The organism is Flavobacterium sp. UBA4197 (assembly GCF_002379575.1).
GTDB classification, from domain to species: Bacteria; Bacteroidota; Bacteroidia; order Flavobacteriales; family Flavobacteriaceae; genus Flavobacterium; species Flavobacterium inviolabile.
In genome coordinates this window covers 278,971-299,227 of record NZ_DFUB01000018.1, presented here as the reverse complement: position 1 = coordinate 299,227, position 20,257 = coordinate 278,971, and the positions used below count along the sequence as shown (strand labels likewise).

Genomic DNA, 20,257 nt, shown 5'->3' with positions numbered 1-20,257 from the left:
AACAAAGAAAATTGAAAACACAAATGAAACGACTAATCAAAAAAGTAGCGGTTATTGGATCGGGTATCATGGGTTCTGGAATTGCCTGCCATTTTGCCAATATCGGTGTAGAAGTATTGCTTCTCGATATCGTTCCGAGAGAACTAACCGACGCTGAACAAAAAAAAGGATTAACATTAGAGAGTAAAATTGTTCGCAACAGAATTGTAAACGAACATTTGGCCAACTCTTTAAAATCAAAGCCCTCTCCTATTTACGATCAGAAATTCGCCAGCCGCATTACGACCGGAAATATGGAAGATGATCTATCCAAAATCAAAGATGTCGACTGGATCATTGAAGTTGTAGTAGAACGTTTGGACATCAAACAAAAAGTATTCGAACAAATTGAAAACTTCAGAAAACCGGGTACTTTAATTACTTCAAACACTTCCGGTATTCCAATTAAATTCATGAGTGAAGGACGCAGTGAAGATTTCCAGAAACACTTCTGCGGCACCCACTTCTTTAATCCGGCACGTTACTTAAAATTATTCGAAATCATTCCTGGTCCGCAAACAACAACAGAAGTACTGGACTTTTTAAATAACTACGGTGAAAAATTCTTAGGAAAAACATCCGTAGTAGCCAAAGACACCCCTGCATTTATCGGAAACCGTATCGGAATTTTCGGAATTATGAGCCTTTTCCACCTGGTAAAGGAAATGGGATTAACAATAGAAGAAGTAGACAAACTAACCGGACCGGTAATCGGACGACCAAAATCGGCTACTTTCCGTACCGTTGATGTGGTTGGTCTGGACACCCTGGTTCACGTAGCCAACGGTTTGTATGAAAACTGCCCGAATGACGAAGCACATGACTTATTCAAACTTCCGGATTTCATCAATACCATGATGACCAACAACTGGCTGGGAAGTAAAACGGGTCAGGGTTTCTATAAAAAAGTAGACAAAGACATCCTGTCTTTAGATCTGAATACTTTAGAATACAGAGCCGCTAAAAAAGCTTCTTTCGCAACTTTAGAATTAACCAAAACAATAGACAAACCCATTGACCGGTTTAAAGTACTGGTAAAAGGAACCGATAAAGCCGGTGAATTTTACCGAAAAAGCTTTGCCGCCATGTTTGCCTATGTATCCAACAGAATCCCTGAAATTTCAGACGATTTATATAAAATAGACGATGCCATGAAAGCCGGTTTCGGATGGGATAACGGTCCTTTCGAAATCTGGGATGCCGTAGGCGTTGAAAAAGGTATCGAATTACTAAAAGCCGAAGGATTAACGCCGGCGGCCTGGGTTAATGATATGCTTGCTTCCGGAAACAAAAGTTTCTACACGGTAAAAGAAGGCACAACACATTATTACAATATTGCTTCCAGATCCCAAACCAAAGTACCGGGACAGGATGCCTTTATTATCTTAAACAACATCCGCGAAAGCAAAAAAATATGGAGTAACAGCGAATCCATCATTCAGGATTTGGGAGACGGAATTATCAATGTGGAATTCCAGTCCAAAATGAACTCCATTGGCGGTGGTGTTATCCAGGGAATCAATAAAGCTATTGACCTGGCTGAAAAAGAATACTCCGGATTGGTTATTGGCAACCAGGCTCCTAATTTCTCTGTAGGCGCTAATTTAGCCATGATCTTCATGATGGCGGTAGAACAGGAATATGACGAACTGAATATGGCTATCAAAGCCTTCCAGGATACTATGATGCGCGTGCGTTACTCCGGAATTCCGGTAGTAGTGGCTCCGCACGGAATGACTTTGGGCGGCGGATGCGAAATGAGCATGCATGCCGATAAAGTGGTTGCTGCTGCCGAAACCTATATCGGATTAGTAGAATTTGGTGTCGGGGTTATCCCTGGCGGCGGTGGTTCTAAAGAAATGGCTTTACGGGCTTCCGATACCTTCCGCAAAAATGATGTGGAACTAAACGTACTTCAGGAGTACTTCCTGAACATCGGTATGGCAAAAGTAGCGACTTCCGCTTATGAGGCTTTCGACTTCGGAATTCTTCAGAAAGGAAAAGATGTCGTAGTAGTCAACAAAGACCGTCAGTTGGCCGAAGCTAAAAAACACGCTTTATTATTGGCCGAAGCCGGTTATACCCAGCCGGTAAAACGAAAAGACATCAAAGTACTGGGCAAACAAGCTCTGGGAATGTTCTTAGTAGGAACCGACAGTATGGAAGCCGGACACTATATCTCCGAGCACGATAAAAAAATTGCAAACAAACTGGCTTATGTAATGGCCGGAGGAGATTTATCGGAACCGACATTAGTAAGCGAACAATACCTGTTGGATTTAGAAAGAGAAGCTTTCCTATCACTATGTGCAGAAAGAAAAACACTGGAACGTATCCAGTTTATGTTAACGAAAGGAAAACCACTTAGAAATTAGACAAAAGGAATTAGAAGTCAGCAAAAAGAAATCGGCCTGTTCCTTTATCTTTTCACTTACTTCATTCATCTAAAACAAAAACAATGAAAACAGCCTATATAGTAAAAGCATACAGAACAGCCGTTGGTAAAGCACCAAAAGGAGTGTTCCGATTTAAAAGACCGGACGAATTAGCTGCCGAAACCATAGAATACATGATGAAGGAGCTGCCGGACTTCGACAAAACCCGTATTGACGATGTTATGGTAGGAAATGCCATGCCGGAAGCAGAACAGGGATTAAACGTAGGACGTCTGATTTCCTTGATGGGATTAAAGATCGAAGATGTTCCCGGTGTAACTGTAAACCGTTATTGCGCATCCGGAATTGAAACCATTGGTATGGCAACCGCAAAAATCCAGGCCGGAATGGCCGACTGTATTATTGCCGGTGGCGCAGAAAGCATGAGTTATATCCCGATGGGTGGTTACAAACCTACACCGGATTATAAAATTGCAGCAGCCGGTCATGAAGATTATTACTGGGGAATGGGACTAACAGCGGAAGCCGTTGCAAAACAATTCAACGTTTCCCGTGAAGACCAGGATGAGTTCTCCTATAATTCCCATCAAAAAGCATTAAAAGCTCAGATTGACGGAAAATTTGACCAACAAATCGTTCCAATCACTGTAGAACAGGTATATATTGATGAAAAAGGCAAAAAGGCAGCAAAATCGTATGTTGTCAATAAAGACGAAGGACCAAGAGCCGATACTTCAAAAGAAGCTTTAGGGAAATTAAAACCTGTTTTTGCTGCCGACGGTAGCGTTACAGCCGGTAACTCTTCCCAGATGAGCGACGGTGCCGCATTTGTTCTGGTAATGTCTGAAGAAATGGTAAAGGAATTAAACCTGGAACCCATCGCACGATTAGTAAACTATGCTGCTGCCGGTGTGGAACCAAGAATCATGGGTATCGGTCCGGTTAAAGCCATTCCGAAAGCCCTGAAACAAGCCGGTTTAAAACAGTCTGATATTGAATTAATCGAATTAAACGAAGCCTTTGCAGCACAAAGTTTAGCGGTTATTCGCGAATTAGACCTTAACCCGGATATCATCAATGTAAATGGTGGTGCCATTGCTTTAGGCCACCCGCTGGGATGTACGGGAGCAAAACTATCGGTTCAGCTTTTTGATGAAATGAAACGCCGCGGAAACAAATACGGTATGGTTACCATGTGTGTTGGAACCGGTCAGGGCGCAGCCGGAATATATGAATTGCTTTAGTATTTGAGGAGAGAGAGAAGGGAGAGGGAAGAAGAAAGAAAAAAGACTAAAGAGTTATGAGACATAACTTTAAAAATTTAAAAATATGGACTTTAGCCATGGAAATTGCCGCCGATATTCATAAGGCATGCAAAACCTTTCCAAAAACTGAAGTATATGGTCTCATAAGTCAAATGAATAGATGTTCTGTTTCTATGCCATCAAATATAGCAGAAGGGTCAAGTCGGGGAAGTAAACATTTTCAACATTTTCTGGACATTAGTTTAGGCTCGTCCTATGAATTACAGACGCAGTTATTAATCGCGCTTCAAAACCAATATATTTCTGAGGAATCAGCTATAACAATAGAAAATAAAATTATCGAATTTCAAAAGATGACTTCGGGATTCATAAACAAGTTAGGCCGTTAGTCCTGCTTCTTTACTCTTTCATCTTTTATCAAAAAATCAATTAAAAATGGAAAACATAACAAGAGGAGGTCAATTCCTTGTAAAAGAAACAAAAAGTGAAGACATCTTCACTCCTGAGGATTTCTCAGAAGAGCAGTTAATGATGCGTGACTCTGTAAAAGAGTTTGTTGATAAAGAATTATGGCCTAACAAAGACCGTTTTGAGAAAAAAGATTATGCCTTCACAGAAGAATGCATGAGAAAAGCCGGTGAACTGGGACTTTTAGGGGTTGCTGTTCCGGAGGCTTACGGCGGACTGGAGATGGGATTTGTATCGACCATGCTGGTTTGTGACTATATTTCCGGAGCTACCGGATCTTTCTCTACCGCATTTGGTGCCCATACCGGGATCGGAACCATGCCGATTACATTATACGGTACGGAAGAACAAAAGAAAAAATACGTTCCGAAATTAGCCAGCGGAGAATGGTTTGGTGCTTACTGTCTGACAGAGCCGGGAGCCGGATCGGATGCTAATTCCGGAAAAACCAAAGCTGTTTTATCGGAAGACGGTAAAAGCTATAAAATTACCGGTCAGAAAATGTGGATTTCCAATGCAGGATTCTGCAGCGTATTCATCGTTTTTGCCCGTATTGAAGATGATAAAAACATCACCGGATTTATTGTAGAAAATGTTCCGGCTAACGGTATTACGTTAGGAGAAGAAGAACACAAATTAGGTATTCGCTCCTCTTCTACCCGTCAGGTATTTTTTAATGATACGGTAGTTCCGGTAGAAAATATGCTGGCTGGCCGTGGTGAAGGATTTAAAATCGCGATGAATGCCCTGAACGTAGGCCGTATCAAACTGGCGGCTGCCTGTTTGGATGCACAACGCAGAACGATCTCCGGAGCTGTAAAATATGCCAACGAAAGAATTCAGTTTAATACACCAATTGCCAATTTCGGTGCTATCCGTTCCAAACTGGCAGAAATGGCAACTTCCTGCTATGCCGGGGAAAGTGCTTCTTACCGTGCTGCAAAAAGCATAGAAGACAGAATTAATGCCCGTATTTCAGAAGGCGCCTCACATCAGGAAGCCGAATTAAAAGGTGTGGAAGAATTCGCTATTGAATGTTCCATCCTTAAAGTGGCCGTTTCGGAAGACATGCAAAACTGTTCGGACGAAGGAATCCAGATTTTTGGCGGAATGGGCTTCTCAGAAGATACCCCTATGGAAAGTGCCTGGAGAGATGCCCGAATTGCCCGGATTTATGAAGGAACCAACGAGATCAACCGTATGCTTTCTGTGGGAATGCTGATTAAAAAAGCAATGAAAGGACATGTTGACCTTTTAGGACCTGCCATGAAAGTAGCCGAAGAATTAATGGGAATCCCTTCTTTCGACACACCGGATTATTCCGAATTGTTTGCCGAAGAAAAAGAGATCATCGGCAAATTGAAAAAAGCATTCTTAATGGTTGCCGGTAGTGCGGTTCAGAAATACGGACCGGATTTAGACAAACACCAGCAATTATTAATGGCTGCTGCCGATATGTTAATCGAGATCTATGTAGCGGAAAGTGCTATTCTGAGAACCGAAAAATCGGCTAAAGCCAATGGTGCTGAAAACGTTAAAGAGCAAATCGCAATGGCGCAATTGTATTTATACCATGCGGTAGACACCATCACGCTGAAAGGAAAAGAAGGAATTGCTTCTTTTGCCGAAGGCGACGAACAACGCATGATGTTAATGGGATTACGTCGTTTTACAAAATATGTAAATGTGCCTAATGTAGTGGCATTGAGAGAAATTATTGCGGATAAATTAATAAAAGAGAACCATTACTGTTATTAATAACGCAATAATTATTTTGGTTTAGTTTGTTTGAAAAAAGCCGCTTTGCATTTTGTAAAGCGGTTTTTTTAATTATTTATCTTACATGGCCCCTTTAATTTCCGTAAATTTGATAAAAACAAAATATCATGAAAAAAATCATATTCCTTTCTTTCGGACTGGCACTGTTGTTTTCCGGCTGTAAAACCAAAACAGCATCAAAAGCAAACGAGCTGAAAATAAACCTGGAGGCCAAAAGCAACACTAAAACCAGCGGCACGGTTACCTTTAGCGAAAAAGACGGCGTAGTTACCTTTACAGCGAATATTGCAGGACTAAAACCGGGTATTCATGCCATTCACATTCATGAAAAAGCAGATTGCTCTTCTGCCGATGCTACTTCTGCCGGCGGACACTGGAATCCAACTTTTAAAAAACACGGCAAATGGGGCTCTGCAGAATACCATAAAGGCGACATTGGAAACTTCCCGGCAGACCGTAACGGTAACGGAAAAATCATCATGTCCACAAACGAATGGTGTATTGGCTGCGGCGATCCTGCAAAAGATGTTCTTGGAAAAGCCATCATCGTACATGAAGGTTCAGACGATTTTGTAACACAGCCAACAGGAAATGCCGGCGGACGTGTTGCCTGCTCTGCAATCATCCGATAAGTTTCAATAATATTCTTAAAACTTGCCTGCATATTTTTGTGGGAGCAATAAAAAATATAGCTTTGCGGAATAATACACGGCAATGATTAACCCTTCGATTAACGGTTGGATAGACAAGTTTTTTATTAAGCAAAGTCCTTTGCCTTTACCTGTCGTTATCTACTCGAAAGCGTTTTACAACAACATCAGGGAAACGGGGTTTATTTACGGCCATGTTGTCGATTTTGTAACCGACAAACCCATTAGTACAAAAGGCTGGACTTCCGAAGAGATTACGAAAGTAGCCTTATTAAACATACTATACGGCGTTTTTGGCATGGTAACGCATAGCGGCGAACCAAAGGATTTTATTGAAAAAGCCATTGCTTTTTACAATCAGATGAATCCGGAAGGTTTTAACCTGCTCAAAAAGATGCTTCCGAGCGCCTCACCCAGCAATGAATTAGAGAAAATAATCAATGAGAGAGTTCAGACTAATGACAACATCATTAGTAAGAACTTTTCTCATATTCTTACCAATGCGCTGCTGTTTATCGATGTGCTGGCTTTCCGTCAATACCTGATACATGGTGAAATCCCCAATAATTACCTGAAAAAACTGGAAGAAACGATCGTCAACCTGGTTGCTTTGGCTTTAAACACCAAAACAAACAAATCCAATTATGACGATTTACTGATCAAATTATTTGAATCTTCCGTACGGTTTACCAAATTTTCCAAAATAGGCATCCAGGATCTGCAAATGCTGGAACTGGACTATTTTTCTTCGGCTCTGGAAAAAAACTATTTGCTGGATATCACCGGTATGGCTTTATGGAGCGATAACATACTGGAAGAAACAGAAACCCGTTTTCTATACAGTCTGGCCGATCAGCTTAAAATTGAAAAGGAATATGCCACGGAAAGCATTACCGCTATTGATAATTTCATCAAAAAATACCAGAAAGAGATTCCATATTTCCGGTATTCCAATCCGGTAAAGCATTTTTATGACCAGGCAACGCAAAATGTGGTCGTACTGATTACACGTAATAAAAACCGGCTTTTAAAGGAAATCAGCGAAAGCGGTGAGTTAATGCTGCTTTTGGCAAAATCCACTCATAAAGAGCTGGATTCAAAGGAAAAGAAAAAAATGAAAAAGCAGCTGCTGGATATTTGTAAAACCATCCCGTCGCTAACGATTTTCCTGTTACCGGGCGGTACGTTGCTGCTGCCGATCCTGATTAAGTTCATTCCAAAATTACTTCCGTCTGCTTTTAATGAAAATCTCGATACCGAATAAATAAAAAGTCCGCTGATTAGCGGACTTTTTTATTGCTTATAATTTTAACTGGTAGACTTCATCCAGATCTTCATTCGAACTCAGGTTTACCTTTAAATCGGTTATATACCCCGATTTCAGTCCGTAAACCCATCCGTGTATGTGCAGTTCCTGGTCGTTTTTCCAGGCGGTCTGAACAATAGATGTTTTGGCTAAGTCATATACCTGTTCGGTAACGTTCAATTCTATGAAACGGTTAAACCTTTCGCTTTCATCTTCAATAGCATCCAGTTCCTCTTTATGAAAACGGTAAACGTCTTTTATATGCCGGATCCAGTTATCGATAATACCGACAGAATCGTTAGACATGGCTGCTTTTACGCCGCCACAGCCATAATGTCCGCAAACAATAACGTGTTTTACTTTTAAGATATTCACGGCATAATCCAGTACGCTTAACATGTTCATATCCGAATGGACAACCATGTTTGCAATGTTCCGGTGTACAAAAACTTCGCCCGGTTCGGCCCCGATAATCTCGTTGGCCGGAACGCGGCTGTCAGAACAGCCAATCCATAACAATGGCGGATTCTGGCTTTTTGATAAACGAACAAAATAGTCCGGGTTGTTGCTCAGTTTGGATTCAACCCATTTTTTGTTATTCTCTATTAATTTCCGATAAAATTCGCTCATCAGGATTTGTCTGTTTTGGACTGAGTCATCAGTTGTTTACTAATCGTGTAAAATTTCTTTCATGAACTGAACTTCTCCGGTTTCAATGTCATAATAACCGCCGGCAATTCCAATTTGTCCGGATTCGAAAAGATCTTTCAAAACCTCACTTCTATCCAGAATTTCATCCATAGTATGAATTACATTGTGTTGTGCCACGGCAGCTACAAGTCCCGGATCGTTTGTTGCAACACCCGGCATCTCTGCTTTTACTTCATCAACAGATGGTTGTACTTTACTTAAAAGGTTAGTAAGGTGTCCTAACTTCGCTCCTTCGCATGCTCCTTTAATAGCACCGCATTTGCTGTGGCCCAATACCACGATCAATTTGGTTCCGGCTACTTTACAGGCATATTCCATACTACCCAGAATATCTTCATTTAAGATGTTTCCGGCAATTCTAGCGCTGAAAATGTCCCCTAATCCCTGATCGAAAATTAACTCTGCCGACGTTCTGCTGTCGATACAGCTTAAAACTATTGCAAATGGAAACTGACCGTCTTTTGTGTCGTTAACCTGTTCTAAAAGATTTCTGTTAACTTTTAAATTGCTTACAAATCGCGCGTTCCCTTCTTTAAGAAATGCTAATGCTTTATAAGGGGTAATCGTTGCCTGTGTTTCTGCTGTATGTGCTTTCATTTTTATAATTTATTTGTTTGGAAGCTCCATTAAACCATGTTGAAATTAAGCTTTTTTAAATTTCATTAAAATTACTCATTAATATAAACATGATAATAACTTTTGCTTTTTAATTTATTTTTCTTTTTTTAAATCTCTTATTCTGAATGTTCTACAAATACATTTTTTTTATCTGCATTGGTATTTTCAAGCTCGTAGGCTTCTTTGAATCCTATCAGGTGTACTTCGATATTGTCTTCAACAGCCCTGATTGTCTTGAATTCTTTAATCAGATCCTGTACATCATGTGCGATATATACGGTATCGGAAGCATTGATGATCACTTTGGAATTTTCCGGAATTTCGTTTAGCGTATTTTTGATAGCCGCTTTATTTAAAAAGGATACTTCCTGTGCCAAATCAATATGGATGATATCACCGTCATGGTATTCTTTTTTAGTGAAGTTGTAGGCTCTTTTATGATTTCCTCTTAAAATAAAAAGAATACTGATCACAATACCTAAAGCAACTCCTTTTAGCAAATCGGTGAAAACCACTCCTAATAATGTCGCAATAAAAGGGATAAACTGGTATTTACCTTTGTGCCAGAAATGTAACAACACTGCCGGTTTCGCTAATTTATATCCTACCAGTAACAGGATCGCTGCCAAAGTAGCCAATGGGATTTTGTTTAGTAAAAAAGGAATGGATACCACACTGATCAGTAATAACAAACCGTGAATGATGGTCGACATTTTAGATTGTGCACCGGCTGTTGCATTAGCCGAAGAACGTACCACTACCGAAGTCATCGGCAATCCGCCTAATAGTGAACTCAACATATTACCAACACCCTGTGCTTTTAGCTCCACATTGGTATTGGTGAATCTTTTATGTACATCCATTCTATCGGCAGCTTCGATACACAATAGTGTTTCTATCGATGCTACAACTGCAATTGTAAAGGCTACGGTCCAAACCTGCGGATTGGTTATTGCTGAGAAATCTGGCGTTACGATAATGTTTTTCACATCATCAAAAGAAGTCATTACCGGTAACGATACCAAATGTTCTTTAGAAATAGCCAGGCTGCTTCCGCTGATCAGAAAGAGTTCGTTAATAATGATTCCCAAAACTACGGCCACCAATGCACCCGGAACCAGTTTTATTCTTTTTAGGAACGGAACCTTGTCCCATGAAATTAAAATAGCCAGGGAAATTACCGTGATAATGATCGAACCTAAATTGATATAATCCAATGCTCCCAATAGAGAGGAAAACGTATTTCCGCCTTCCATCTGTACAAAAGACTGATCTCCTTCGAAATCGTTGTCGTATCCTACTGCATGGGGAATTTGTTTTAAAATGATAATTACTCCGATACCTGCAAGCATTCCTTCAATAACATTGGTAGGGAAATAATTCGAAATACTTCCTGCTTTAATAAAGCCTAAAACGATTTGAATCAAACCGGCAATAAAAACAGTAAGCAGGAACACATCAAAGGCTTTAAGATCAGTAACGGCGGTAAGTACAATCGCGGTAAGTCCGGCAGCAGGTCCTGAAACACTGATGTTTGACTGACTCAGGTATCCTACAATGATACCTCCAACTATTCCTGAAATAATTCCTGAAAACAACGGCGCCCCAGATGCCATAGCAATACCTAAACACAAAGGCAGGGCCACCAAAAAGACTACTAATCCTGAAGCAAAATCCGCTTTCAGGTTAGCAAAAAGATTGATTTTTTTTGTCATAACCGATAAAATATAATGCAATTAGATAGTAAGCGTGTTAAAAGAAAACGCTTAAACTGTTGAACATAAAAGTTCCTGTAATTGTATTATACTAATTCGGGAGGCGGTGAGAAGATCTCTCGGAAACTACTATCGTGTTTTAAAGTATTTTCAAACGTGATGGCAGCTAATGCAGGTTTTGCAACAAAGTAAACCGGGATCTGCAATTCAAATTTCAATTGCGCTTTGGTTTCTTTGATTTCTTTAATTGTTTCTTCTTCTGAGAAACTGTATACAGACGAAGTATCGGTATCACTCTTCAGGAACCCCACAACTGTTGGAGTAGCCAAAAAAGTGATAAATAGGAGTAAAACTATTTTTACCAGTACTTTCATGCCGCGAACTTACAAAAAAAATTAAGTAAAAAAAGTTAAGTGAAAAACAATTAATATTTCTTTAATACTTTTTCACTTAACTTTTGGATTTTTAGATCTCTTCTTCTAACCATGCTTTCATCATCCACATGGTTTTTTCCTGCTCTTTGATAAAATCACTCATCATCGAGTTGGTTCCTTCATCGTCAATTTCTCCCGACTGACTTAAAATAACTCTTTCAATCTGCAACAGGCTGGTCAACGATGCGATAATCAAATGAATAGCTTCCTCATCATTGGATATATTTTTCCCTACCGGTAATTTATTGTTTTTAATATAATCGTCAAAAGAATGCAGGGGTACTCCTCCTAAAGTCAGAACACGCTCTGCGATCAAATCCACTTTTAACTGGGCATCGTTATAAAGCTCTTCGAATTTTACATGCAGATCAAAAAAACGTTTTCCGCGGATATTCCAGTGCAATCCTCTCAGATTTTGGTAATAGACCTGAAAATTGGCTAATAATATATTCAGTTCGGCTACTAAAACTTTCGTTTCTTTTACGGGTAATCCAAGACTATTTGTTTTCATACTTCTATTTTTTAAATATTATACCTACAAATTTAACCAAAATTTAGGGCTTAAACTATAATTAATATTGATACTTTTTATATTTTTATCGAAAATATTTATACAATGACCATCACCCAATTATACTACGTTTTAGCCGTAGCCGAACATAAAAACTTTACGCTTGCTGCCGAAAAATGTTTTGTGACGCAGCCCACGCTGAGCATGCAGATTCAAAAACTGGAAGAAGAACTGGAGATTTTAATTTTTGACAGAAGTAAAAAGCCCATACAGCTAACCGAAATAGGGCAGAAAATCGTTACCCAGGCAAAAAACATTGTCAACGAATCCGACAGGATCAAAGATATCGTAGACCAGCAGAAAGGATTTATTGGCGGGGAGTTTAAAATTGGTATCATCCCAACGATAATGCCAACGCTATTACCGATGTTCCTGACCAATTTTGTAAACAGGTATCCGAAAGTCAATTTAATCATAGAGGAATACAACACTGAAGAAATTATTAAACGCCTTAAAAACGGGCATTTGGATGTTGCTATTGCCGCGACACCTTTAGAAGAAGAAAGTTTAAAGGAAATCGTTTTGTATTATGAGCCTTTTGTGGCCTATATACCGGAAAGCAATAAAAACTTTGAGAAAAGTGAGATCGACATCAATGATCTGGATGTGGATTCTATCCTGCTGTTACAGGACGGACACTGTTTTAGAGACGGAATTTTAAATTTGTGCAAAAGTCACGCAGCACATCCTGACAGCCGTTTCCAGATTGAGAGCGGAAGTTTTGAAACATTAATCAAACTTGCCGATGAAGGATTGGGAACCACACTGCTTCCCTATTTGCACACGCTGGATTTAAAAGAAAAGGACAAAACCAAACTACGCCACTTTAAAGAACCCCGTCCGGCACGTGAGGTTAGTTTAATTTATCCCAAAAGCGAATTGAAAATGCACATTATCGAAGCCCTTCGCAGTACCATATCGGGTGTTGTAAAAGGTGCCATCGCTTTTCACAACGTACAAATTATCAGTCCGCTGAAAAATAAAAAAGGAGCTTAAAGCTCCTTTTTTATTTACTGATTAACGTATATAAGACATTGTTTTAATTCCGGCTTGCCAACTGTGTAATTCAGCAACCAATCTCTCAATTGCTCGATTTCGTATGGTAATAAATTCTTTATGGCTTTTTCTAATTCTTTACAAAATAATTTAGGGTCAAAACTTACTCTTTCTAAAATAGATTTAGTGTAAGAAAACATGGCTCTTGGCATAATTCTACAGCATTAATATGGTTAATTTAGGGTAAGAACGTAAAACTGTTGGGTAAATTTACAAAAAACGTATTTGTTTTCTAAAGACTTAACGTTTCAATTTCATTTTTAGTATGAATTTTATATTTTATTTAACATTCACACTAAAGACTTATTTTTTAACAGCTCTCAGCATTTCGCGTTTCCCCGGCGGCCCTTTTAGCTTCTCTGTTTCAAAACCGGCTTCCCGTAAAGCTTTAATGATTGAAGTTCTACAGGCGTATGTTACTAAAACACCTTTATCCTGTAGCGCCTCATACATGATTTTGAAAATTTCAACTGTCCAGAGCTCCGGCTGAACCTGAAATCCGAATGCATCAAAGTAAATCAAATTAAACCTGTTTTTGTAATATATTTCGTTAAAGTATTGTTGCCTTTTTGTTAAAGAAAAATAAGGAGAAACCTGTACCTGCACTTCCCAGGGCGAATGGTGCAGCTGTTCAAACTCCTTTTCGAACGCAACGGCATTTAACTCCGATACATAGTTCAGACTCTTCCGCTCTTCCAACGAAATTGGAAATGCTTCGACACCAACATAGTCAACAAACTGTTTTTTTTGTTCCGCTTCCAGTAAGGTAATAAAGCTGTTGAGCCCCGTTCCGAAACCGATTTCTAAAACAGCAACGGACTGTTGCTCCATGAGTGACAGTCCGTTTGCTATAAATACATGTTTTGCTTCCTGTATCGCTCCGAATTTAGAGTGATATGTTTCTCCCCATTCTTCTATATAGATGGTAGAAGAACCGTCAGCCGTTTGTATTACTTTTCTTTTCAATGTTATTTGATATACAATTTTTTAATTCTCGGAATAGGCCCGCCGCATTTGGATTCATGACAGCGCACACAGGCATCGACCCCATTATTAAAATGCTGTTTGGCATTTTTAGGATCGCTGTAGATCAATTCCTGAGCTTCAATAAATTTTTTAGCCTGTTCTTTAAAAAAGGCATCATTCTCGCTTTCATCCGTCATAACCGCTTTGTGAATCTTTAAAAAATGATTCGGAAAGCGCCCCACGTCTTCTCCGTTGTTAATACGATCTTTTAAACGCTGATTGTCCACATACATCTGCTCCATTAAAGCAGCCATTTCGGACATTTCATACATTTTAAAATCCTTTTTCCCGGATACTTTTTCTTTTTCAACTTCCTTTTTCTGGCAGGCAGCAAACAAAACCACTGCCGAAACAAAAACTAAAATTTTCTTCATTATTATTTACTGATTAAAACCCCGTCCGCCATGAAGGAATACGTCACTTTCGGCTGAGTAATACTGTCAATCTCCGCCTGTGTTTTTCCACCATCTTTAGCATAGTGCTTTAAACGTTCCACCGTTTCAATATTAACAAATGCTTTTCCGTTTACTATCGCTTCCTGGTTCATTGCGTTCATCGGCACAAAAAAGGCATAGTCCTTAAATTTTACAAATGTTTCTTTACCATCTGCCAGATCCATTGTCATCCAGCATCCTTTTTTCTGGCAAACATCTTTAATATTGGACTTAAATTTAAGGTTTATCGTATCGCCTTCTTTTAAATCTTTAAATTTTGTAAACATATCTTCCTTTGTAATAGCACCCTCACTGGTAATACTATCGCCAAAAACGGCATATTCCGTTTTTACTGCTTCCGCTGTTTCTGCACCTTCCTGTTTTTTATTCTTATCATTACAACTCATTAAGCTCAATAATAATCCGGCTAGTAAAATAGTTTTTTTCATATATAATTGTTTGGTTAGTCTGGTTATCAATAGTTTAAAAAAAGAAAACGACAACCCTGTTAACGGCCGGCAGCTCACTTTTTTTTCCACAATCCAAAGAAACAAATTTATATCGAATAGACATAATTCTAATTAATTTTTTCGTTAATTCCCGCTAATCCGAATGATTTTGAACCTATTTTTATCAATTCACAAAAAATTTAATAATTCTTTATACAATTACATTATTTTTAATTGAACAGTCTAAAAAGTGCTTTTTTTCATTAAATTTGCAAAGACACAACAAAAATTTTATCAATTTAAAAATTACACTTTTCGTTGATAGCCAATAATTTAGTGTTCTTTTTAAATAATTATCACATTAAATGGAATTAAAAACAACTACTGATATTAAAATTATCAAAGCTGATGCGTCTAAAATCAACAGTGTTGATTTTGAAAACCTGACATTCGGAAATACTTTTACCGATCACATGTTAATTTGTGATTTTAAAAACGGTACCTGGGGACAACCTGTAATACAACCTTACGAACCTTTCACTTTGGATCCTTCTGCAAAAGTATTCCATTACGGTCAGGCGATCTTTGAAGGTATGAAAGCCTACAAAGACAATAATGATGATGTTTGGTTATTCCGTCCGGATCAGAACTTTGATCGTTTTAACAAATCAGCTGTGCGTCTTGCCATGCCGGAAGTTCCGGAAGAGGTATTCCTTGGCGGTTTGCACAAATTATTGGAAATTGAGAAAGAATGGGTTAAAAAAGGATTCGGAAACTCTTTATACATCCGTCCTTTCATGATTGCAACAGGCTCCGGTGTTGTTGCTGCTCCATCGACACAATATCGTTTTACCGTGATTTTATCTCCGGCAAAATCATATTATTCCGGCGAAGTTAAAGTAATCATTGCCGAGCATTTCAGCCGTGCTGCAAATGGAGGAATTGGTGCTGCAAAAGCAGCCGGAAACTATTCCGGACAATTCTATCCGACAAAATTAGCAAACGAACAGGGCTTCCAGCAAATCATCTGGACAGATGATGCAACCCACACAAAACTGGAAGAAGCCGGAACCATGAATGTGTTCTTCAGAATTAACGATACCTTATATACCGCTCCAACCAGCGAGAGAATCCTGGATGGTGTTACACGAAAAAGTATTATCGAACTAGCAGAAAGAGAAGGAATCAATATTGAAGTACGTCCGGTTTTGGTTAACGAAATCGTGGAAGCGGCAGAAAAAGGTACTTTAAAGGAAATCTTCGGAGCCGGAACTGCTGCCGTAGTAAACCCTATCGTTGGCTTCTCATATAAAGAAACTTATTATGAGCTGCCAAAATCAGACACTACTTTTGCTGCAAATATCAAATCCATACTTACCGGTATCCAGCACAAGGAAATTGAAGATACTTTCGGATGGACTGTAAAAATCTAGTGCGTTTAAAAAGATAAACACAAAAAATCCCGAATATGATTCGGGATTTTTTTATTTTAGAATGGTTTCAAAATTGGGTTTGAAATAGTTTGGTCCTTTCATAACCTTACCGTCTTCTCTGTAAATCGGTTTTCCGTCTTCGCCCAGTTTGCTCATATTGCTTCGCTGGATCTCCTCAAAAACATCTTCAATTTTGTGCTGCAGTCCGTGTTCCAATATCGTACCGCACAAGATATAAAGCATATCGCCCAAAGCATCGGCTATTTCAACCAGATCATTATTCTGAACCGCTTCAAGGTATTCTTCATTTTCTTCTTTCATCAGGTTAAACCGCAGCAGGTTTTTCTGTTCTCCCAAATCGGCTTTTGGCGCCTGACTAACTCCCAGACCAAATGATTCGTGGAATTCCTGAACGGCTTGCAATTGTTTTTTCATGACATTTAATTTTGCTGTCTAAAATAGAAAATCTCCTTTCAAAACGCTAATTTTGCATAAAAATTAAATCCATGTTTACATCAGGTCAGCTCTACTTTGCATTGTTTTTTGTTTTGGTATTTGTAACTGCTATGATTTATGTATATCGAAAAGACCTGTCAATGCACAAATTACACTATAAAGGTTCGCTTTGGATATTATTAGCCTTTTTTGCTTTTATAGGAATTTTATTTATAATTAAACTCTTTTTGAAAGAATAATTATTATAACTTTGGACAACAAAATGAAATTATCTATAATTCTATGCGCATAGTAAAATACATATTTCTTTTAATCGTTTTGGGGGCAATCGCTTTGGCGGTTTACATTGCTACTCAGAGCAGTAAGTTTGACATTCAAAGAAGTAAAGTAATAAACGTATCACAATCGGCTCTGTATAGTTATATCAATGATTATAAAAATTGGGAAGACTGGGGCCCTTGGAAAGAAGACGATCCGAACATTAAATACAGTTACCCGGAAATTACCGAAGGCACAGGAGCTTCTTTTTCCTGGACCGGAAAAGAAGGAAACGGTAAAATGGAAACCATCAAAACGGTTGACAACGACAGCATTACCCAAAAAATATATTTTAACGACAGTAATGTACCTTCCGATGTTTACTGGACTTTTACGCCTGTAAAAAACGGTACAAAAGTAACCTGGGGCATGAAAGGCGAAATGAATTTCATGATGAAAGCATTCTCCATTTTAAGCGGCGGTGCCGAAAACATGCTGGCGCCAATGTTTGACAAAGGGCTTACCAACATTGACAATGTACTCGTTAAAGAATTAAAATCGTATAACATCAAAATAAACGGTCTGGTTAAAAAGGCTGGAACCTATTATATCAAACAAACCGTAAGCTGCAAGATTCCGGAATTGCCTAAATTAATGAGTGCCATGCTGATTAATTTAAACAAATTCACAAAAGACAATAATATAGCCGTAAACGGCAGCTCTTTTGCTATCTACAACAAATACGACACGGCTAATAACAGCGTAGAGTTTTCGACCTGTATTCCGGTTAAGGATGAAATTTTCACGGCACAGGGCAGCGACATTACCGGTGGAAAATTAGAACCGTATCTTGCCTTAAAAACAACGTTAACCGGGGATTATTCCCACAGTAAAGAAGCCTGGGATAAAGCCTATGCCGAGATCACCAAAAATAAGTGGATGGAAGATACCACCGGAAAATACATCGAGGTTTACAAAGTTAGTGCACACCAGCACCGAAAACCTTCCGAATGGGTTACCGAGATTTTTATCCCGATAACGGCAAAACCAAAACCGGTCGTAAAACCGAAACCGGTTACTCCTACAGCAACACCTGCAGCTCCGGCTGCCACCGAATAATAAAGCATAAAAAAAGTCCCTTTTCAGGGACTTTTTTTATTTCTTCAGCAAATATTTGACTACTGTTTCCGCAGCATGCAAACCGAACAATGCCGGCATCCAGCTGTTCGTTCCGTAAAAAGACTTTTTAAAGTTGAGTCCGTCTGTCATTTTCAAACTGGTTTCATCCGGTGTTTCCGTCGAGAAAACAGCTTTTACCCCGGTAGTGATCCCTTCTTTCTTTAAACGCTTTCTAATGGTCTTTGCCAGCGGGCAAACATCTGTTTTACTGATATCCCTTACTGTAACTTTACTGGCAAGCAGTTTCCCTCCTGCTCCCATATTACTGATGATCTTTACTTTTTTTCGCTTTGCAGCCAGGATAAGATTCAGTTTTGGTGTAATACTGTCAATACAATCCAAAACATAATCAAACTCCGGAGTTACCAGTTCAAAAGCGCGTTCCGGCGATAAAAATTCCTGAACACGGGTTAACTGCAATTCGGGATTGATATCCATTAACCGGTCCCCTACAATGGTTACTTTGGGTGCCCCCACGGTAGAGTGCAAAGCTGGCAGCTGTCTGTTAATATTGGTTATATCCACTACATCACCGTCCACGATTGTCATTTTACCAACACCTGCTCTGGCTATAAATTCAGCTGCAAACGAGCCTACTCCGCCCATACCCACAACCAAAACGTTAGCATTCTGTAATTTATCCAATCCTTCTTTCTTAAAAAGCAATTCTGCTCTTTCTGTCCATTCCGCCATTTATTTCTTTTTTAATCTTATTTATTGTTACTATTAAATACGTTCTCAAAATTACGGGCCACTATTTCGGCAACAGCATACTGTTTTATCTCCTCCGCCTTCTGATATACCTCAAAAATGGTTTCTTCCACCATATCGGTTTCCATAAAAAAACGGTCGTCCGGTATTTGCTTAAAAACAGCCGCTAATTCCGGATTGCGCAGCAGGTATTTTCCAAAAGACAGGTAAAATCCGTTGTCCAGTAATGATTTTGCCACCTGGTAATTTTTTGAAAAACCATGTATAACCATCGGCACCGTGAGCTGCATGCGTTTTTTAATTGCAATCACCTCCTGATAGGCCGCCACACAATGCAGTATAACCGGTTTCTGAAAATGTCTGGCCAGTTCCAGCTGCTTTTCAAAAACGGCTATCTGTGTTTTCAGATCCGTTTCAATTCTTTTATCCAATCCGCATTCTCCCAAAGCCAGGCAGTTATCCCACTGCAGCTTTTCTGCTATTACAGCCAGATCCTGATCCAGGCGTTCCAAATGAATATGCCACGGATGAATCCCAATGGAAAAGTACTGTGCCGTCGCGTCAAATTCATTCGGATACTGGTTGACAATTTCCAAAATATTGGCAGCACCGGAAGCTTTATGGGTATGAAGATTATAGAACATTATTTTTTAAATGTTTTTACTCCGGCTTTGATTTCTGTTTTCAAATCATTTTCCTGAGGCGGGATCGGGCAGGAATATCCTTCGTTATAAGCACAATAAGGGTTGTATGCCTGATTAAAATCAATCGTCAGCATATCGGTTTCCGGCAGCTCCAGATCAATATAACGTCCGCCTCCATAACTCTCCACCCCACTCGTATAATCTGTAAACGGTAAAAACAAATGTTTTTTATACTGCTCCATTTTTATCAGCTCCAGGTTCTGATAAACATTCAGTTTAAAGTTTTTATCCCCTAATGTAAAATGTACTTCTCCGTACTTTACATACAACGGCTTCCGCTTACCGGTTGTCGGCATATTAAACGGTTTGGCATCTGTAGTTCTGATGAATTTTGCTGTAACACAATACGCTAAATCAATTGGAAAAAAGTCCAGTGATTTAAATGTTTTTAAATCTTTTGCTTTTAAAGGACTATGTGCCGGATCGGCATATTCCGAATTAATTTTCTGCCGAAACGCCTCAACTGCTTCCTTTCCGCATTGCGAAAAACCCAAAACCGGGAACAGTATCGCTATCAGTAAAACGCTTATTACTTTCATGGATTCAAAGTCTTTAAAATCAATTTATTTTGTGCTGCAAAAATAATCAAAAATACCATG

22 protein-coding genes are annotated in these 20,257 nt (G+C 39.1%); 9 read left to right on the top strand and 13 right to left on the bottom strand.

Annotation, left to right across the window (positions count from 1 at the left end; genetic code table 11):
* The first annotated feature begins 23 nt into the window (after positions 1 to 23).
* The 6 genes from B3394_RS11440 (at position 24) to B3394_RS11415 (ending at position 7,861) form a co-directional block, all read left to right on the top strand.
* Positions 24 to 2,414: a 3-hydroxyacyl-CoA dehydrogenase/enoyl-CoA hydratase family protein gene (locus B3394_RS11440; RefSeq protein ID WP_286921206.1), complete on the top strand. Its 2,391-nt coding sequence runs from the start codon at positions 24 to 26 to the stop codon at positions 2,412 to 2,414.
* Between the two features lie 83 nt (positions 2,415 to 2,497).
* On the top strand, positions 2,498 to 3,679 hold the full coding sequence (locus tag B3394_RS11435; RefSeq protein ID WP_177733652.1) for an acetyl-CoA C-acyltransferase: 1,182 nt from the start codon (positions 2,498 to 2,500) through the stop codon (positions 3,677 to 3,679).
* A gap of 56 nt (positions 3,680 to 3,735) precedes the next feature.
* The gene (locus B3394_RS11430; RefSeq protein WP_177733650.1) at positions 3,736 to 4,089 is read left to right on the top strand and encodes a four helix bundle protein; all 354 of its coding nucleotides are present in this window, start codon (positions 3,736 to 3,738) and stop codon (positions 4,087 to 4,089) included.
* A gap of 46 nt (positions 4,090 to 4,135) precedes the next feature.
* Positions 4,136 to 5,926: an acyl-CoA dehydrogenase family protein gene (locus tag B3394_RS11425; RefSeq protein ID WP_286921176.1), complete on the top strand. Its 1,791-nt coding sequence runs from the start codon at positions 4,136 to 4,138 to the stop codon at positions 5,924 to 5,926.
* Between the two features lie 128 nt (positions 5,927 to 6,054).
* Entirely contained in the window at positions 6,055 to 6,579 is a 525-nt protein-coding gene (locus B3394_RS11420; RefSeq protein ID WP_177733646.1) for a superoxide dismutase family protein, read from the top strand.
* A gap of 82 nt (positions 6,580 to 6,661) precedes the next feature.
* Complete coding sequence (locus B3394_RS11415; RefSeq protein WP_177733644.1) at positions 6,662 to 7,861, top strand: LETM1-related biofilm-associated protein; 1,200 nt, start codon at positions 6,662 to 6,664, stop codon at positions 7,859 to 7,861.
* A 36-nt stretch (positions 7,862 to 7,897) separates the two neighbouring features.
* Here B3394_RS11415 and can read toward each other — a convergent pair whose 3' ends face one another.
* From can to B3394_RS11390, 5 genes are all read right to left on the bottom strand, one after another.
* Entirely contained in the window at positions 7,898 to 8,533 is a 636-nt protein-coding gene (gene can / locus B3394_RS11410) for a carbonate dehydratase (RefSeq protein WP_273246858.1), read from the bottom strand.
* A 39-nt stretch (positions 8,534 to 8,572) separates the two neighbouring features.
* A complete protein-coding gene (locus B3394_RS11405) occupies positions 8,573 to 9,211 on the bottom strand; it encodes a carbonic anhydrase (protein ID WP_177733640.1) in 639 nt (212 codons plus the stop codon).
* 137 nt (positions 9,212 to 9,348) lie between these two features.
* Positions 9,349 to 10,947: a SulP family inorganic anion transporter gene (locus B3394_RS11400; RefSeq protein WP_286921148.1), complete on the bottom strand. Its 1,599-nt coding sequence runs from the start codon at positions 10,945 to 10,947 to the stop codon at positions 9,349 to 9,351.
* 86 nt (positions 10,948 to 11,033) lie between these two features.
* Positions 11,034 to 11,321: a hypothetical protein gene (locus B3394_RS11395; RefSeq protein WP_177733636.1), complete on the bottom strand. Its 288-nt coding sequence runs from the start codon at positions 11,319 to 11,321 to the stop codon at positions 11,034 to 11,036.
* A gap of 91 nt (positions 11,322 to 11,412) precedes the next feature.
* Positions 11,413 to 11,892, bottom strand: a complete 480-nt coding sequence (locus B3394_RS11390; RefSeq protein ID WP_177733634.1) for a Dps family protein — start codon at positions 11,890 to 11,892, stop codon at positions 11,413 to 11,415.
* A gap of 105 nt (positions 11,893 to 11,997) precedes the next feature.
* On the opposite strand from B3394_RS11390, the gene B3394_RS11385 reads away from it, so the two are divergent.
* The gene (locus tag B3394_RS11385; RefSeq protein ID WP_177733632.1) at positions 11,998 to 12,948 is read left to right on the top strand and encodes a LysR substrate-binding domain-containing protein; all 951 of its coding nucleotides are present in this window, start codon (positions 11,998 to 12,000) and stop codon (positions 12,946 to 12,948) included.
* A 14-nt stretch (positions 12,949 to 12,962) separates the two neighbouring features.
* Here the strand turns inward: B3394_RS11385 and B3394_RS11380 are convergent, their stop codons facing one another.
* The 4 genes from B3394_RS11380 to B3394_RS11365 all read right to left on the bottom strand — a co-directional run bounded on the left by B3394_RS11380 (position 12,963) and on the right by B3394_RS11365 (position 14,917).
* Positions 12,963 to 13,160, bottom strand: a complete 198-nt coding sequence (locus tag B3394_RS11380) for a hypothetical protein (RefSeq protein ID WP_246296973.1) — start codon at positions 13,158 to 13,160, stop codon at positions 12,963 to 12,965.
* Positions 13,161 to 13,311: 151 nt separating this feature from the next.
* A complete protein-coding gene (mnmD, locus tag B3394_RS11375; protein ID WP_286921116.1) occupies positions 13,312 to 13,974 on the bottom strand; it encodes a tRNA (5-methylaminomethyl-2-thiouridine)(34)-methyltransferase MnmD in 663 nt (220 codons plus the stop codon).
* Between the two features lie 2 nt (positions 13,975 to 13,976).
* On the bottom strand, positions 13,977 to 14,408 hold the full coding sequence (locus B3394_RS11370) for a hypothetical protein (RefSeq protein ID WP_177733628.1): 432 nt from the start codon (positions 14,406 to 14,408) through the stop codon (positions 13,977 to 13,979).
* Between the two features lie 2 nt (positions 14,409 to 14,410).
* Positions 14,411 to 14,917: a DUF4920 domain-containing protein gene (locus B3394_RS11365; protein ID WP_286921085.1), complete on the bottom strand. Its 507-nt coding sequence runs from the start codon at positions 14,915 to 14,917 to the stop codon at positions 14,411 to 14,413.
* Between the two features lie 365 nt (positions 14,918 to 15,282).
* Between B3394_RS11365 and B3394_RS11360 the strand changes: the two genes are divergently transcribed.
* Entirely contained in the window at positions 15,283 to 16,350 is a 1,068-nt protein-coding gene (locus tag B3394_RS11360) for a branched-chain amino acid aminotransferase (protein ID WP_177733624.1), read from the top strand.
* A gap of 51 nt (positions 16,351 to 16,401) precedes the next feature.
* Here the strand turns inward: B3394_RS11360 and B3394_RS11355 are convergent, their stop codons facing one another.
* Positions 16,402 to 16,785 carry a MazG nucleotide pyrophosphohydrolase domain-containing protein gene (locus B3394_RS11355; RefSeq protein ID WP_177733623.1) on the bottom strand — a complete coding sequence of 128 codons (384 nt, stop codon included), beginning with the start codon at positions 16,783 to 16,785 and terminating at the stop codon, positions 16,402 to 16,404.
* Between the two features lie 303 nt (positions 16,786 to 17,088).
* Here B3394_RS11355 and B3394_RS11345 point away from each other — a divergent pair, with 303 nt between their 5' ends.
* Positions 17,089 to 18,183 (top strand): SRPBCC family protein, encoded by a 1,095-nt coding sequence (locus B3394_RS11345; RefSeq protein ID WP_286921065.1) that lies wholly within the window; start codon positions 17,089 to 17,091, stop codon positions 18,181 to 18,183.
* Between the two features lie 36 nt (positions 18,184 to 18,219).
* Here B3394_RS11345 and B3394_RS11340 read toward each other — a convergent pair whose 3' ends face one another.
* From B3394_RS11340 to B3394_RS11330, 3 genes are read right to left on the bottom strand one after another with little or no spacing between them, the layout of a single operon-like run.
* On the bottom strand, positions 18,220 to 18,936 hold the full coding sequence (locus B3394_RS11340) for a tRNA threonylcarbamoyladenosine dehydratase (protein ID WP_273246854.1): 717 nt from the start codon (positions 18,934 to 18,936) through the stop codon (positions 18,220 to 18,222).
* A 17-nt stretch (positions 18,937 to 18,953) separates the two neighbouring features.
* The gene (locus B3394_RS11335) at positions 18,954 to 19,598 is read right to left on the bottom strand and encodes a TatD family hydrolase (RefSeq protein ID WP_414654269.1); all 645 of its coding nucleotides are present in this window, start codon (positions 19,596 to 19,598) and stop codon (positions 18,954 to 18,956) included.
* Positions 19,598 to 20,197, bottom strand: a complete 600-nt coding sequence (locus tag B3394_RS11330; RefSeq protein WP_177733617.1) for a DUF1684 domain-containing protein — start codon at positions 20,195 to 20,197, stop codon at positions 19,598 to 19,600. Before B3394_RS11330 ends, B3394_RS11335 begins: the two co-directional genes overlap by 1 nt.
* Between the last annotated feature and the right edge of the window lie 60 nt (positions 20,198 to 20,257).